Origin of the sequence: Nocardia sp. NPDC056611 (assembly GCF_042792755.1) — a bacterium.
Lineage (GTDB): Bacteria > Actinomycetota > Actinomycetes > Mycobacteriales > Mycobacteriaceae > Nocardia.
The window spans coordinates 614,615-630,257 of the sequence record NZ_JBHTVV010000002.1 but is presented as its reverse complement, the minus strand read 5'-3'; the positions used below and the strand labels follow the sequence as shown (position 1 = coordinate 630,257).

The window sequence follows — 15,643 nt, the reverse complement described above, 5'->3', positions numbered from 1 at the left end:
TTCGGAGGCGGCGTCCCCGGCGGCCGCGGTGCCGTTGGCCGCAGCGGCGGTGCCGTTGGCCGCGGAGGGGGCGGCGGTGTCGTCGGCCGCAGGGGCGGCGGTGTCGTCGGCGGCGGCCGTGTCGTCGGCCTCGTCGTCGTTGCGCACCTCGAGCACCGACTTGCGCAGCCAGGTGGTGACGACCTCTTCCGCGATCTCCAGATCGACGGTGGCGTCATCGAGTTCGACCACGGTGCCGAACAGACCCGACGTGGTGACCACCCGGTCGCCGACCTTCAGGGCGTCCTGCATGTCGGTCACCTTCGCCATCTCCCGCTTCTGGCGGCGGACGCCGAGGAACATCGGGATGAGCAGGGCAACCAGCAGCAGTGGCAGCAGAAGATCCATCGTCGAAGTCAGCTCCTGGTCAGTGGTCAGACGGTTGTTTTCCAGACAGTCTGCCAGTAATCCCTGAGAGAACGCGCGGCGACCTGTCCCAGAGTCCACCCGTTTTCGCCCAGGGCTGATTCCCCGGGCCGCGCGGTCGACCCCCGACTGTGCCGACCGCGCAGTCTCACTCAGGCCGGCTGTTGTCCGTAGCTGTAGTCGTCGAGCGGGAAGCTGGACGCTTCGCGGTGGGCGTTCAGGGTGCTTGTCGGGCGCAGCAGGGCGGCCTCGCCGTGCTGGTTGAAGTAGTAACTGCGCGCGGTCGAGCACTGGCCGCCGTAGAAGACCGAGGAGCCGAGCTTGTCGGTGACGCGGTCCAGGAATTCGGCGTTGGCGCGCTCGGTGACCTCGAAGACCTGCTCGCCGCGGCGGAACATCTCACCGAACAGGCGCGTCATGTGCTTCATCTGCGCCTCGATGGTGGTGAAGTAGGACAGGCCGCTGTAGGAGTAGGGGCTGTTGAGGCTGACGAAGTTGGGGAACTTCGGCACCGTGATGCCCTCGTAGGCCTGGAAACGGTTGTCGCGCCAGAACTTTCCGAGGTTCACCCCGTCGCGGCCGATGATCTCGATGGCCGGGAAGTTGACGTCCCACAGGTTGAAGCCGGTGGCCAGGATGAGGGTGTCGACCTCGGTCTTGTGGCCGTCGGCGGTGACGATGCCGTCGGGCTCGATGCGCTCGATGGAGTTGGTCTCCAGGCGCACGTGCGGCTCGTTGAAGGTCTTGAAGTACAGGTTCGAGAAGGTGGGCCGCTTGCAGCCGAAATCGTAGTCGGGCGTGAGCTTCTCGCGCGTCTGCTTGTCGCGGACCTGGGTGCGCAGGTGGGCCTTGGCGAGTAGTCCGGCGGCCTTGTTGAGCGGCTTGGCCTGCTTGAAGTGCAGCACGCCGACCACCATGAGCGCCTCCAGCATGGAGGTGTTGACCAGGCGGGCGGCCTTCTGGGTGGCCGGGACTCGCGCGAACAGCTTCTGCACCGAGGGCGGGATGGGGGCGTCGACCTTGGGCACCACCCAGATCGGGGTGCGCTGGAAGACGGTGAGCGCCTGCGCCTTCTTGGCGACCTCGGGGATCAGCTGCACGGCGGTGGCGCCGGTGCCGATGATGGCGGCCTTGGTGCCGGTGAGGTCGAAGCCGTCCTCCCAGGCGGTGGTGTGGATGATCTTGCCCTCGAACGTGTCGATGCCCGGGAACGGCGGGGTGTAGGGCTGCGACAGGAAGCCGGTGGCGGCCATCAGGTAACGCGCGGTGAGGGATTCACCGTTCTCGACCGATACCACCCAGTGCTGCTGCTCGGCGTCCCAGCGGGCGCCGCCCACGGTGGTGCCGAAGCGCATGCGGCGGCGCAGGTCGTACTTGTCGGCGACATGTTCGGCGTACTTCTTGAGCTCCGAGCCCGGCGCGAACAGTCGCGACCAGTTCGGGTTGGGTTCGAAGGAGTACGAGTAGGTGACCGAGGCGATGTCCACCGCCAGGCCCGGATAGTGATTGACGTGCCAGGTGCCGCCGAGGTCGTCCTCGCGCTCGAGGATGAGGAAATTGCCCAGGCCGAGCCGATCCAGCTCGATTCCCGCACCCATACCGCCGAAACCCGCCCCGACCACGATGGCGTCGTACTGAGGTGCCACGCCGAACCTCCCGCTGAGCTGTGTTCTCTACGAAAACTGATTCATCTGTCACGGAATGACATCTCATTCCGTTTGTGATCACCGTATCATCGGCCTGGTGACGAAGCCATCCTCGAGAATCGAACGACGCAAGGCCGAACTCCGCCGGGAGATCATCGACACCGCGTTCGCGTGTTTCGCCGAGAAGGGCTATCACGCCACCGGCATCGCCGATATCGCCGCGGAGCTCGGCATCGGGCACGGCACCTTCTACCGGTACTTCGAGAACAAGCGCGACATCATCGACCACGTCATCGACGACCTGGCCGCGCGGATCATCGAAGCGCTGGGCACCGACAACGCCCCCGACGCGGCCGACAGTCTCGAGGAGTACCGGGCGCAGGTGGACCGGATCGGCGACGCGCTCAACCGGATCTTCCTGGAGGACCGGCGGGTGGCGCAGCTGCTGCTGTTCCAGGCCACCGGGATCGACTCCGAATTGACCGAGCGGCTCTACGGCCTGCTCGACACCGCCGACGCCCTGACCGCCGGATACCTCGAGCACGGGGTCGAACACGGTTATCTGCGTGCGGATCTCGACACCGTGAACACCGCGCGCGCGGTCACCGGCATGCTGCTGGCGGCCATCGTGCACGGCATCCGCACCCCCGACCCGCAGGCGGTGGACGATCTCAGCCATGCCATCCGGGCGCTGCTCATCGACGGCGTGCGCAAGCACTGAGGCGGCAATCCGGCAGGCGCTGACACCCGTGTACAAACAGACCCGTATGTCCGGTGCCGCCGGATCCGCATGGGGCGGAAGTAATTCGGACACGAAGCTCTTGGCACAATGGCGCGAGTGACCCCTGAGGACGTCCGCCGCCGCCGGTTCGGCCCCGCGCCGCACGGGCCGCACGGCTACCACCCCGCCCAGGTGGACGCCTTCTGCGCGCGCATCGCCGACACCATGGCGGGCCACGACCATCTGACCGTCGCCGAGATCCGGCTCGTCGAATTCGACGGTCCCCCACCCGGGCAACACGGTTACGACATCGAACAGGTCGACGATTTCCTCGACCGGCTGTGCATGGAACTGGAGTACCTACGCCTGGGCCGGACCCACCAGCCCGTGAGCCGCACCCACGACCAGCTCACCCCCGACGACGTCCTGCACATCCAATTCTCCACTCCCCCTTACGGTTTCCGCGGCTATCGAGCCGAGGAGGTGGGGGCTTTCCTGGACCGCCTGGCCGCCACCCTCGCCCATCACGGCCCCAACGGCCTCACCCCGGACGAGGTCCGGGCCATCACCTTCCACCTCGCGCCCATCGGCGATCCCGCCTACCACCTCGACGAGGTCGACGCTTTCCTGGACCTGGTGGTCCGCCAACTCGAAGCGGTGCGCGCGGAGCCACATCAGCCCCGCGCACACTCCTGACTGCTGTTCTTGAAGCCCCTTTTTCTGACTACTTTTCTTGACTGCCCTCTTCTTTTCTCGACTGCCCTCTTCTTTTCTTGACTGCCCTCTTCCTGACTGCTGTCCCGACCGCTTTCTGTCGGCCCGCCGGCTCGAGTTCAGCCCCGCTGCACGAGTTCAACCCCGCTACACGAGTTCAACCCCGCTACACGAGCTCAACCCCGCTACACAAGCTCAACCCGCTGCACAAGCTCAACCCGCTGCACGAGTTCAACCCCGCTACACGAGCTCAACCCTGCTGCTCGAGTTCAGCCCTGCTGTTTGAGTCCTCGTGCGGGGTCGATGAATTCGTTGGTGACCAGGGTGGTCGCCGTCAGATTGTCGGGGACCTCGCGGCCGCGGGCCTTCAGCAGCGGGGTGACCTGGGCTATGGACCGGGTGACGCGGTCGAGGTCGAAGTTGCCGAGGGTGTTGCCGGGGCCGTTGGCGACGATCTTCTCCTGCAGCTGCACTTTGACCGAGTCGGTGTTGCCCGCGGCGGACATGGGCGGGCCGTCGGGGATGGTCTGGGCGATGTGGAGCAGGGCCTGGTTGGTGGGTTCGGGGTTGGTGACGTAGTCGATTTCGGCCTGCTGCAGCAGGGGGACGAGTTTCTGCAGGCAGGGGCGGAGTTTGTCGAGTTCGCCGCTGCGGACCGACCAGGCGTGGGGGTAGCTCTCGTAGCCGGCGTCGGCGACCAGGAGGTGGCCGGTGGCCTTCTGCCAGCCCTTGACGTCGTGTTCCCAGCGGTAGGGCTCATTGGAGACGTAACCCTGTTGCATGACGCGGCCGTGTTCGGCGACGAAACGGCTGGGGGTGCCGTCGTAGGAGGCGTCGGCCTGTTCCTTCTTCACGTCTCCGTGGGCGATCAGGTAGTCCATGTAGATCTTGCCCTCGGAGTACAGGATCGGGGCGTTGGTGCCGGGCACGTCCTTCCACGAGTTGACCGTGTAGGTGGCCGGATCCCACATGACGATCTGCGGGTTCTTCTGCAGGGACGCGAAGACGCCGGTGAGCGGGAACTTGGCGGCGGCGCGGACCTGCTCGTCGGTGGGGACCAGGCCGAGGGTGATGGAGGTGTCCTGGTACATCTGGGCGGGTACCGGCTGCCCACCGAGGAACGGACCACCCAGTCGCACTTCGACATTCACGCCGGTGTCGCCGAGCGGGCCGGAGTAGGCGCCCTTCTTGGCGTCGACGGTGCCGTTCGGGCCGACCAGCTGATACGCGGCGGCGCGTTCGGGCGTCGCGAACCAGTCGGTCTGGATGACGACGGTGGACGGGCACACACCGGCCAGCGCGCCCTTCCCGGTCGGGGCGGGAGTCGATGCGCCGCCACCGCAGGCGGCGGTGAGCAGGACGCTACCGGCGAGCGCGGCAGCAGCGAGGACACGTTTCTTCACGAGCATTCCTTGGGTTGGGCACAGTGGGGTTGAGACACGACGGGGTTGGGCACAGTGGCGTTGAGACACGGTGCGGTTGAGACACCGTGGTGCTGCTAGCGGCGGGCGCGCTTGCCGTGGGCGCGGTCCACGCGTCCGGCGAGGAAGTCGAAGATCCAGAACAGGATCAGGCCGACGAGGGAGGACAGCAGCAGCGCGGTGAGCAGTTCCTCGGTGGCGAGCCGCTGCCGGTAGACGTCGATCATGCGACCGATGCCCGGATTGCCCTGGCGGAAGAAGAAATCCGCGACGATGGAGCCGATCACGGCCATCCCCGCGGAGATCTTGAAGCCGGAGATCATGGCCGGGAGGGCGGCGGGGAGCTGGAGTTTCAGCAGGCGCTGCCACCGGTTGGCGCCGTGCAGGGTGAACAGATCATGCTCGGAAGGCTGCACCGATTTCAGGCCGAACAGGGTGTTGGTGATGACCGGGAACAGCGACACCATGACGCAGACGATCACCCGGCTGCCGAACTCGTAGCCGAACCAGAATCCGAACAACGGCACCACGGCGAGCACCGGAATCGTCTGCAGGATGACCGCGTACGGGTAGAGCGAGTACTCGGCCCAGCGGGCCTGGCTCATGATCACCGCGAAGGTGACGCCGAGCACGATCGCGATCACCAGGCCCACCAGCGCGATCTGCACGGTCGCGCCCAGCGCCTGCAGGATCTCGGCGCGGGTGGCGGCGTCGAGCAGCCCCTTGGACACCACCGCTTCCGGCGGCGGCAGCAGGAACCGGGATTCCGGCGCGATCAGGACGTGGCTCGCGATCGACCACGCGGACATGACCAGCACGAACACGAAGATGGGCGCGAAGACCCGGACCGGCGCGATCGCGAAGGGCCAGCGCGGCTTCCGGATTCGACGCACGGGCTGCCCGCCTGCTTCGGGCGCGGCCGTGGCGCCGGCCGCCTCGGATACCGGGGCCGCATCCCCGTTCGCGGGCGACGTCGTCAGGTCACCGGCCTCACGCACCGTCGTCGGGTCGCCCGCCACGGATGCGGCGATCGGCGCGTCCGACCCGGACACAGCGATCTCGCTGTCCGCGGCCGCGGTCATGCCGCCCTCCCCAGCGTCTGGGCGGTGCCCCGTTCGGCGTCGTGCAACGCCGCCGAGACCTCCGCCGCGACGGCGCCGAACTCGGCCGTGTACCGCAGCTCGGGCGAGCGCGGAAAGTCCAGCGGCACCGCGATATCGGCCGCTACGCGTCCGGGCCGCCCGGTCAGCACAATGACCCGGGTCGACATGAAGACCGCTTCGGCGACCGAGTGGGTCACGAAGACCCCGGTGAATCCCGAGCGCCGGTACAGCCCGCTCACCTCCTCGTTCAACCGTTGCCGCGTAATCTCGTCGAGAGCGCCGAAGGGTTCGTCGAACAGGAACAGTTCGGGCGCTCCGGTGAGGGCGCGCGCGATCGAGGTGCGCATCCGCATGCCGCCGGAGAGCTGCGCCGGCTTGTGGTTCTCGAATCCGGTGAGCCCGACCAACTCCAGCGCCTCCCTCGCCGCGGCCCGGCGAGTCGTCTTGTCGACGCCCGCGAGTTCGGCGGGTAGCTCCACATTCCGCAGCACCGACCGCCACGGCAGCAAGGTCGCCTCCTGGAAGACGTAACCGAGCTTGCCGGTGCCGAGGGAAATCGTTCCGGCGGTGGGCTTCTCGAACCCGGCGGCCAGTCGCAGCAACGTGGACTTGCCGCAGCCGGAGGGACCGACCAGCGAGACGAATTCGCCGGGCCGGATGGCGATATCGATGCCGTCGAGCGCGTGGGTGCCGTTCTCGAAGGTCAGGCCCACATGATGAAAGGCCAGGGCCTGGTCGGTGTATACGGTGTCGGCGGCGGCGGTGGCATTCCCGCTCGCGGTGGCGTCCGTATTCCCGTCCGGGCCTTGGCCTTTGACGGTGGTTGAGGCGGTGGTGCGCATGTCCACATTTCTATCGGCGGCTCGTTGCCGAATGCGGTCCAGGCGATTACACCCTTGTTTCGTATACGATCAGTGTGGATCAGTTCGGCGGTCAGTCGCCGAGCAGGCGCCCGTCCCGCGCGACCACGCGGCCACGCTTGACCACCAGCGAACGTCGCGGCACGGAAACCACGGCGGCAGCGGGTGTTTCGGCGTCCACCGTGAACAGGTCGGCGGTCGCGCCTTCCCGCAGCCCGTAGTCCTCGATCCCGAGTAGGGCCGCTCCCCCGTAGGTGCCCGCGGCCAGGGCCAGTTCGATGTCCTCGTCGAAGACCAGGCGATCCCGGAACGCCACCTGCATGACCCGGCGCAGCATGTCGCCGTCACCGTAGGGGGTCCACAGGTCCCGGATGCCGTCATTGCCGAGGGCCAGCCCGGCCCCGGCGGCGTGCATGACCCGGACCGGCACCACGGGCGCGCTCCCGACGGCGCAGGTCACCATCGAAACCCCGGCCTCGGCGAGGCTTTCCGCGATCCGGCGCTGTTCGCCCGGCTCCAGCTCGCCCATCGCATAGGCGTGGCTGATGGTGACCCGGCCCGCCAGACCGGTGGCCTTGGTGCGAGCCACGATCAGGTCGTACTGCCAGGCGCCGAGCGCGCCACGGTCGTGCAGGTGGATGTCGATGCCGGCCCCGTACTTCTCGGCGAGGTCGAACAGCACATCCAGCTGCCCGGCCGGATTCCCGTCGTACCCGGCGGGATCCAGCCCGCCGACCACCTCCACCCCGTCGGCGAGCGCGGCTTCGAGAAGCTCGGCGGTGCCCGGCCGGGTCAGCAGCCCGCCCTGAGGGAAGGCCACGAGCTGGACGTCCACCCGATCGGCGTGCCGGGCCGCGGCCGCCCGCACCGCTTCCACGCCCCGCAACCCGACTTCGGGATCGATGTCGATGTGGCTGCGCACGTGCGCGGTCCCCGCGGACACCATGGCCCCCAGCAGGTTCGACGCGTAGTCGGCGCTCGGCAGCCCGAGTTCGTCGCGGCGGCCCTCACCGTTGGCGATCCGCCCGGCGAGCGTGCCGCCGCCGGTGTTCGGCACCCACGGCCCGCCGTACATGGTCTTGTCGAGGTGGCAGTGCGAGTCCACCAGGCCCGGGAGCACCAGCGCCCCCGCCAGATCCACGGACTCGACGCCGTCGGCGGTGAGCCCGTCCCCGATCGCGGCGATCCGCCCGTCGCGAATCAGGATGTCGGCGAGCGTGACCGGCGTACCGGGCGTCCAGGGCCGGCCGCCGCGGAGCAGGAGATCGTTCATGAGATGCACCACCTGTGTCGTAGGAGAAGGGAGAACGGAGTCGGGACGGAACAACGTCAGGACAGCAGCATGGCCGCGCCCGCGCCGACCCCGAACACGATGACCACCGCCCGGAAGGCTCCCGGCCGCAGCCGATCCGCCACCCGGGCGCCGAGAACGCCGCCGAGCAGGCAGGCCGGGGCGAGCACCGCGACCGCCCACCACTCGACGGGCCCGAACAGTGCGACCGCGATCACCGCGGTACTCGACACCGTGAGTGTGAGGAGGCTTTTCAACCCGTTGAGCCGGGTGATCGAGGCATCGATCCCCAGGGCCAGCGCGGTGAGCAGCACGATCCCCATACCCCCGTTGAAGTACGCGCCGTAGGCCGCGCCGAGGAACACGCCCGCGAACAGTCGCAGGCGTGAGTCCCCGCCGTGCTCGGACAGCTTGCGCGACACCAGCGGCTGCGCCGCGAACAGCGCGGTGGCGGCGAGAATCAGATAGGGCACCAGCGCCGCGAACACCTTGGGCGGTGCGGCCAGCAGCGCGATCACCCCGCCGGTGGCGCCCACCACGCCGGTGAGGACCAGCCCCGGGACCAGGGTGCGGTGTTCGTCGAGCCGCTTGCGCAGCGCGGCGGCGCCGCCGAGATAGCCGGGCCAGACCGACACCGAGTTGGTGACCGTCGCCGTGACCGGCGGCAGCCCCGTGGCCAGCAGCGCCGGGAACGACAGCAGACTGCCGCCCCCGGCGATGGCATTGCAGACGCCCGCCCCTACTCCGGCGGCGAACAGGAGCACGAGATGTGCGAGATCCATGAGTTCCTTCCGAACAGAATGGCCGCATCGTATACAAACTGCCGCAGGACGGCGACCCGAAACCGCTGTGGCGCAGTCGGACCCGTGAATACGACCGCCGTCCAGTGACTTTCGGGCGGATACAGTAGATTTGCCACATCCCGTCGGCCGAGGCCACGATGGATCGTATGCAACTCCCCGTTCCACCGAATCCCTGATGAGGCTGCCGTGACCAGCACCGCCGGGCGCATGACACCGCAACAACTGTGTCGCGCCATCCGTGACGACATCATCCGCGGCGCTTACGCCCCCGGCCAGCGCCTGACCGAGGACGCGCTCGCGGAGAGCTACGGGGTGTCCCGGGTGCCGGTCCGGGAGGCGCTCCGCACCCTGGAAGCCGAGGGTTTCGCCTCGTCACGACCCTACGCAGGTGTTTTCGTGGCGGCACTGACCGAGGACGAGGCCGCGGACCTCCTGGAGATCCGGGCTCGCCTGGAACCGCTGTGCGCGTCCCGCGCCGCCGTCCGGCGCACCCCCGAACAGCTCGGCCGCCTGAAGGAGCTCACGGCCCTCGGCCAGGACGCCGTGCGTGCGGGCCGTCTCGACGAGCTCGCTCGCCTCAACAGCCGCTTCCACGAGGTCCTCGCGGAGGCGTCCGGGAGTACCCTGCTCGCGCAGCTGATCATGCAGCTGAGCTGGAAGATCGCCTGGGTCTACTCGGTCGAACTCCCCCGCCGCGCGACCGACTCCTGGCACGAGCACGAACAGATCTGCGCCGCTCTGGAAGCCGGTGACCCCGACCGCGCCGCCGCCGTGGTCACCGCCCACATCGCCCACGCCGCCACCGCCTACCGGTTCCGGAAGCGCGCCGAAGACCCTGCGCCACAGCCCGGTTCGGCTCCGCGCGCTTCGTAACACCGGGGAAGCAATTACCGCCCCCGGACGAAACACGGCTCTCGTATACAAACGGAGTCACTTTCGTTTCCGGGAGGTAGCCATGACGGATTCGACTCCGCGCCAGGTGGATTTGCTGCTGCGGGCCGCCCGCATCGCCGACGACGCGGACCTGGTCGACATCGCGATCTCCGAGGGCGCCATCGTCGCGATCAGCCCCGAGCTCCCGGAGCACGGCGCCGAGGAGATCGACTGCGCCGGCCGCGTAGTCATCCCCGGCCTCGTCGAATCCCACGTCCACCTGGACAAGGCGCTCCTGGACGCCGAGAAGTCGAATCCCGACGGCACCCTGGCCGGAGCCATCAGCGTCACCGCCGAACTCAAACGCGGCTTCACCGTGGCCGCCATCCGCGACCGGGCCCGCCGCGTACTCGACATGGCGATCGCCAACGGCACCACCGCCATTCGCGCTCACCCCGACGTCGACCCGATCGTCGGTCTTCGCGGCGTCACCGCACTGCTCGACCTCCGCGAGGAGTACCGAGACCGCCTGGACCTCCAGATCGTCGCCTTCCCCCAAGAGGGCATCCTCCAGTCCCCCGGCACTCTCGACCTGCTGCGCGAAAGCCTGCACGCGGGCGCTGATGTACTCGGTGGCTGCTCGTACAACGAGCGCACTGTGGAGGACTGCCGCCGCCACATCGATCTCATCTTCGATCTGGCCGCCGAATTCGATGTCCCCCTGGACATTCACGCCGACTTCGCCGACGACGCCACCGATCCGCGGTACGCCATGGCGGACTACATCGCCTCGGTCACCGAGCTCACCAGCCGTCATGGTCGAGTGACGCTGGGGCACATGACGTCCCTCGCCGGTCGATCTCCATCGGATCGTGCGCGGACACTCGAGCGTCTCGCCTCCGCGGGGATCTCCGTGGTTCCACTTCCTGCGACGGACATGCATCTGGGTGGTCGGTCGGACGTCGCCAATGTGCGTCGTGGGATCGCGCCGATTCGGGAGCTGTGGGAGGCCGGGGTGACCACTGCGTACTCGTCCAACAACATTCGGAACGCCTTCACGCCGTATGGGAATGCCGACATGCTCGATATCGGGCTATTCCTGGCTCAGACCGGGCATTTGTCGGGGCCCGAGGACTTGAATCGGATTCTCGGGATGGCCACTACTGAGGCCGCGCGGACCATCGGGATCGCGGATCGATATGGCGTGCGGGTGGGGGCTGAGGCTGATCTCGTGGTGCTGTCGACCTATCGCGTTGCTGACGCGCTACTCGATCGGCCTGACCGGAACTATGTGTTCAAGGGTGGGCGTTTGACGGCTCGGACCACTCGGGTTCGGGAGCTCGTCGGGACTCGAACCGAACCCTAAGAACCAAAACCCAAAGACAGAGAAGCTCAAAGATAAAAGACGCCTGGAGAAGGAAGAGAGGTGGCCGAGCTTGCGAGGCCCCTCACCTACCAGCCCCCACCGGAGAAGACAGGAGCAGGAAGAGAGGTGGCCGAGTTTACGAGGCCCCTCACCTACCAGCCCCCACCGGAGAAGACAGGAAAAGGAAGAGAGGTGGCCGAGTTTACGAGGCCCCTCACCTACCAGCCTCCTCGAGGTTCGGCCGTGCATCGTCCCGGCGTAGGGGAACAGCGGCGGGTGGGATCCTCGAAGTGGCTTGTCGTCCAAGGGTTCTTCGGGTCTTCTCTCTCGAGAAGGTGATGCGTGCAGTCCGTGGGCCGGGGGCGGCGGGTAGCAGCTCCCAGCCCGGCGTCAACCCAAGTCCGGCAGGGCAGGCGAGGTGACCACACTCCGCGTAGCTTTGCGCACGCCAGTCAGGCACGAACGGCTCGGTTTCGACGACACCCGTGAGCGCCACTGCCGACAACTCGAATCGACCGCAGCAGCGATCACCTGCCCCACATGATGACGATCGTTCACACGCGGGATCCCGGTGGGATCAACACTCTTCGGAGCGATCCACCCCGTTCGGCCCGCATGAGGTGAGTCCTTGCCCATCACAACGGTTTTCCACCCATCCGGGCCGTCGTTGATCAACGCGTGGCAGTGATCGCACGCGAACGCCAGATTATCGATATCGGTCGGCCCGCCTTTGGCCCAATCAACAACGTGGTGGGCGGCGCACATACTGGCTGGTTGCTCACACCCGGGTCGGGTGCATCCTTTGTCGCGGGCCAGTAGTGCGAGGCGTTGGGCTTCGCTGGCGGTGCGGCGGGAACGTTGCAGATACAGCGGCATCCCGTCCCCGTCGAGGACCGCGATCACCGGATGCGAATCCCCGGCCATCTTCAACGCCTCAGCAACCGACACCTGGGTCCCGGAGGCGGTGGTGGCGACCCCGGTCCCGTTCTCGAAATCCGCCAAGCTCATCGTGAACACGACCTGGACCGGCATCCCACGATGCGAACCCAGATCACTCACATCCACACCGGGCTGCAGCAACGCGAACAACGCGTCATGAGTGCGCTGCCCCGCATCACGACGGTCACGACCGGCAGCAGCATCCAGGACCGCGTTCTCGATGAAACCGTCACGCGCGGTGGGGCTTTCACTGTCTTCGAGGTTACACATACCGGGCCGCGCCAGCTTCGCAAAAGCAGCATCCAGCAGCGCACGCAACTCAGGGGTGATCCACCCTTCGATCCGCGTCATCCCGTCCACACCGGGACGACACAACGTGATCCCACGACGGCGACGACGATCGGTATCGGAGACGACCTTCCCATCCGGATCCAAGCGCGCGAGAATGTCACGGCCGATCTTCAACAAATCATCCGGCCACCCGTTACGGGAGTAATCGACGAGGATCTGCTCGGCCTCGGCACGAGCCTCAGCGGGAACATCAAGGGGCAGGTGATTCATCACATCCATGATGTGACGCACATGATCACGCGAGATCTCCCCCGCGGCAAACGCTTCGGCGGCCACCGGCAACACCGGCGGTGCGACATGGCCCGTCTGCTGCACGAATTCCCCACAGTGGTGCGTGATCTTCACCCGAACCGACGCGTCATAACGGGACAGCCCGAGGGTATGACGCAAGAACGGCACCATCTTCCCCGCACCACTGCGTGAGTGCAGTGAACGTTCTCCGGCTTCGATGATCAGACGGGTATCCAGCGCGGCGAGCTGACGCTTACAGGTTTCGAGCTGCCGCATCAACGACACAACATCCTCGTCGGAGAACTCCACCATCTTCCCGCCCTGCAAGGATTCAGTCAGGCTCGCCACCGCGGCCGCCAGTTCAGCGATACCGCAGTCGTCGAGTGTCACCCCATTCGAATCCATTCCCCAATTTTACGCCTGTTCGATCATGCCGGGAACCCGAAATATCCAGTATCCCTTATCTTTTCACCCAATATCAACACCACATTCAAATCCGTACCGGGCGCCCCAACCAAACACAAACCACTCGGAATTCCCCGTATCCTCGCCAAGGGAAAGCTAACCGCCGGCCCGCCCACAATCGACGCCAAACACGTCAAATGCAACGTCCGCGCCCGCCCCGACTCCAACGCCCCAGCGGATGCCACCCGAAGCGGCGGAAGCGTAGCGACCGTCGGCAACACAAGAAACCGCCCACGCAAGGCATCCCGAAGCACGCCCACCGCATCCCGAAGCACCGAGCGCGCCGCGCACGCCTCCCCAGCAGTAACTGTCGAGGCGATACGAAACCGCTGCGCCACTTCCGATTCCAACGAACCCGGATGCGCCGAGATCCACGCGCCGTGGTTCCTCCAGGCTTCGAACGCCTGCACTGTCCGGAATGCCGTGAACCACGATTCGAGGTCGGCGTTCAGGCGGTAGTCGACCGCACCGAGCTGCCGGGCCGCCTTCAAGCCGGCTTCGGAGACCTCGGCATCGGCCACAGCGCACAAGTCGGGGTCCACGATGAGCTCGTAGGGTCCCGAATTCTGTTCGGGAAGCAGGCATTCCGCGACCGCTCGCAGCGTGTCCAGGTCCCGTGTCATCCAGCCCACGGTGTCGAAGGACTCCGCCAGCGGCAGTAGTCCCGCCGTGGAGATGCTCCCGTGCGTGGTTCGCATCCCCCACAGCCCCTGATACGCCGCGGGCACCCGAATCGATCCCGCCGTGTCGGTCCCCAACCCGATGGCGGCCTCCCCGCGCGCGACCGCCACCGCGGACCCGCTCGATGATCCACCCGGAATCCGCTGCGGGGCAGCCGGATTGATCGGCATACCATAACGCCCATTGCCGCCGGTGATGCTGTAGGCGAATTCATCGGTCTGCGCGATCCCGGCGATATCCGCCCCGGCCGCGAGCAGAGAAGCGACGACCGGCGCATGCGCATCCATGAGCGCTCCCAGAAACTCCGGGACCCCGCCGCCGAGTGGATACCCGGCGACAGCGTAGAGATCCTTCACCGCCACGGTGTGTCCACTGAGCACCCCGTCACCGGTAGCGGCAACCAGCGGCGCGCCCCGCTCCCGCCACACCCGGGGATCGAAATCGGCTGTCTGCTCGCCCAATCCGCGTGCCGCCGTCATCAAACCCTCGCCAGCACGCGCCTGGCCAGCTCGGTAGCGGCATGACCGGCGAAGTCCGCCACCCGCACCTCACCGTGCACACCCCGCACCTGGTCCACAGCCTGCGAGATAGTGAAATCCGCCGCGGCACTGAGATACAGATACGCCTGCTGCGGATCCGCGTCGAACAGCGACACCACCAGCTCGATGGCGTTCCGGACACACAGTTCCAGCGCCTGGTTCAGATCCTCGCTCAAACCCGTCGGGATCAATAGCCCATGTGAAGCCGCGAACGGTCCGATTCCCCGCCCCAGACCGGCCGCGACCTGGGCCGCCGGAATGACATCGACCGTCAACGTGGCCCGCAGCGGCGCTTCCAGCGCGGTGAGCGCCACTTCCCCGTTCCCTTGGGCGAAGTGTGGATCCCCGATATAGAACAGCGCCTCCGCGACCTGCACCGGCAGAAACAGTGTCGCCCCCGCCGTCAGCCTCCGGATGTCGATATTGCCGCCGTGCGCCCCGGGCGGCACCGACGACACCCGCGTATCCGTATCGGTCGCGACGCCGATGATGCCGAGGAACGGGTGCAGCGGAAACCCGGCCTGCCCCGGCCGATCCGGATGCAGCGGCATGGTCCCGTACCAGGCCCCGTCCCGCTCTTCGACAGCGCAGAACTGCCCGTAATTGCCGTCGAACCGGGGCTTGCCGGCCAGCACACCACGCCCGTGCCGAGTGGATACGACGCCATAGGGCGCACGCATGGCCAGCGCGTCGATCCGGATTGCGAGCAGGTCCCCCGGTTTCGCGCCCGCGACCGCGATCGGCCCGGTGATGATGTGCGGCCCCGCCAGCGAGTCCCGGCGGCGGGTTCCGGCCACCTCGATCGCGTCGGCGAGCACCTGGTCCCGCTCGACCCCGTGCCGCCCGAAGTAGGCCAGCGGATCGGACCCCTGATCCTCCAGAATCCCTTCGTGACTCACGGTGTCGACCACGATGGTCCCGCCCGCCTCGACGGTCGCCACCGGCTTGTCGCCGACTCGCGGCAGCCGCCCCCACAGCACCGCCGTGGGGTCGACCGGCAGATACCCGGCGTCCTCGATCCCCTCCCCCGGTTGCAGTACCGGAAACGCCGGGGCGAACCCCCGCACAATCGACGTCACGCGCCCTACCTTCCCTACCCGGCCAGAATTGGTCGGACCATCCGATATTCCGACCATAAGTCGGCCCGACCGACGGTGCGGGGCCACGAAACCTAACGTAACTGCCGTTTTACCTACCCGAAATGGTCTGCCTGGGAAGGGATTTAGACTCGGGG

At 67.1% G+C, this 15,643-nt stretch carries 13 protein-coding genes and 1 pseudogene; 4 read left to right on the top strand and 10 right to left on the bottom strand.

The features are described 5' to 3' along the window. Positions 1-81: 81 nt before the first annotated feature. Both yajC and ACFRAQ_RS11530 read right to left on the bottom strand, forming a co-directional pair. A pseudogene (gene yajC, locus ACFRAQ_RS11535) lies at positions 82-387 on the bottom strand (preprotein translocase subunit YajC); the annotation flags it as partial. Between the two features lie 170 nt (positions 388-557). After that, positions 558-2,051 (bottom strand): flavin-containing monooxygenase, encoded by a 1,494-nt coding sequence (locus tag ACFRAQ_RS11530; RefSeq protein ID WP_379097599.1) that lies wholly within the window; start codon positions 2,049-2,051, stop codon positions 558-560. 55 nt (positions 2,052-2,106) lie between these two features. On the opposite strand from ACFRAQ_RS11530, the gene ACFRAQ_RS11525 reads away from it, so the two are divergent. Both ACFRAQ_RS11525 and ACFRAQ_RS11520 read left to right on the top strand, forming a co-directional pair. After that, positions 2,107-2,772 carry a TetR/AcrR family transcriptional regulator gene (locus ACFRAQ_RS11525; RefSeq protein ID WP_379097596.1) on the top strand — a complete coding sequence of 222 codons (666 nt, stop codon included), beginning with the start codon at positions 2,107-2,109 and terminating at the stop codon, positions 2,770-2,772. A 117-nt stretch (positions 2,773-2,889) separates the two neighbouring features. Further along, entirely contained in the window at positions 2,890-3,468 is a 579-nt protein-coding gene (locus tag ACFRAQ_RS11520) for a DivIVA domain-containing protein (RefSeq protein ID WP_379097593.1), read from the top strand. A gap of 287 nt (positions 3,469-3,755) precedes the next feature. On the opposite strand, the gene ACFRAQ_RS11515 is transcribed toward ACFRAQ_RS11520, so the two are convergent. The 5 genes from ACFRAQ_RS11515 to ACFRAQ_RS11495 form a co-directional block, all read right to left on the bottom strand. Continuing rightward, positions 3,756-4,889 (bottom strand): ABC transporter substrate-binding protein, encoded by a 1,134-nt coding sequence (locus ACFRAQ_RS11515; RefSeq protein ID WP_379097591.1) that lies wholly within the window; start codon positions 4,887-4,889, stop codon positions 3,756-3,758. 95 nt (positions 4,890-4,984) lie between these two features. Further along, complete coding sequence (locus tag ACFRAQ_RS11510; RefSeq protein WP_379097588.1) at positions 4,985-5,989, bottom strand: ABC transporter permease; 1,005 nt, start codon at positions 5,987-5,989, stop codon at positions 4,985-4,987. Further along, positions 5,986-6,852 carry an ABC transporter ATP-binding protein gene (locus ACFRAQ_RS11505; RefSeq protein WP_379097585.1) on the bottom strand — a complete coding sequence of 289 codons (867 nt, stop codon included), beginning with the start codon at positions 6,850-6,852 and terminating at the stop codon, positions 5,986-5,988. The genes ACFRAQ_RS11510 and ACFRAQ_RS11505 overlap by 4 nt, the downstream gene beginning before the upstream one ends. Before the next feature lie 91 nt (positions 6,853-6,943). Beyond that, entirely contained in the window at positions 6,944-8,143 is a 1,200-nt protein-coding gene (locus tag ACFRAQ_RS11500) for an amidohydrolase (RefSeq protein WP_379097583.1), read from the bottom strand. A gap of 56 nt (positions 8,144-8,199) precedes the next feature. Further along, positions 8,200-8,943, bottom strand: coding sequence for a sulfite exporter TauE/SafE family protein (locus ACFRAQ_RS11495; RefSeq protein WP_379097580.1), 744 nt, complete (start codon positions 8,941-8,943; stop codon positions 8,200-8,202). Between the two features lie 207 nt (positions 8,944-9,150). Here ACFRAQ_RS11495 and ACFRAQ_RS11490 point away from each other — a divergent pair, with 207 nt between their 5' ends. Continuing rightward, entirely contained in the window at positions 9,151-9,837 is a 687-nt protein-coding gene (locus tag ACFRAQ_RS11490; RefSeq protein ID WP_379097577.1) for a GntR family transcriptional regulator, read from the top strand. Positions 9,838-9,919: 82 nt separating this feature from the next. Continuing rightward, complete coding sequence (locus ACFRAQ_RS11485) at positions 9,920-11,203, top strand: amidohydrolase family protein (protein WP_379097574.1); 1,284 nt, start codon at positions 9,920-9,922, stop codon at positions 11,201-11,203. A gap of 390 nt (positions 11,204-11,593) precedes the next feature. On the opposite strand, the gene ACFRAQ_RS11480 is transcribed toward ACFRAQ_RS11485, so the two are convergent. From ACFRAQ_RS11480 to ACFRAQ_RS11470, 3 genes are read right to left on the bottom strand one after another with little or no spacing between them, the layout of a single operon-like run. Beyond that, positions 11,594-13,129: a DUF222 domain-containing protein gene (locus tag ACFRAQ_RS11480; RefSeq protein ID WP_379097571.1), complete on the bottom strand. Its 1,536-nt coding sequence runs from the start codon at positions 13,127-13,129 to the stop codon at positions 11,594-11,596. 23 nt (positions 13,130-13,152) lie between these two features. Beyond that, positions 13,153-14,349, bottom strand: coding sequence for an amidase family protein (locus tag ACFRAQ_RS11475; RefSeq protein WP_379097568.1), 1,197 nt, complete (start codon positions 14,347-14,349; stop codon positions 13,153-13,155). Continuing rightward, a complete protein-coding gene (locus tag ACFRAQ_RS11470; protein WP_379097565.1) occupies positions 14,349-15,488 on the bottom strand; it encodes an acetamidase/formamidase family protein in 1,140 nt (379 codons plus the stop codon). The genes ACFRAQ_RS11475 and ACFRAQ_RS11470 overlap by 1 nt, the downstream gene beginning before the upstream one ends. Positions 15,489-15,643: the final 155 nt, after the last annotated feature.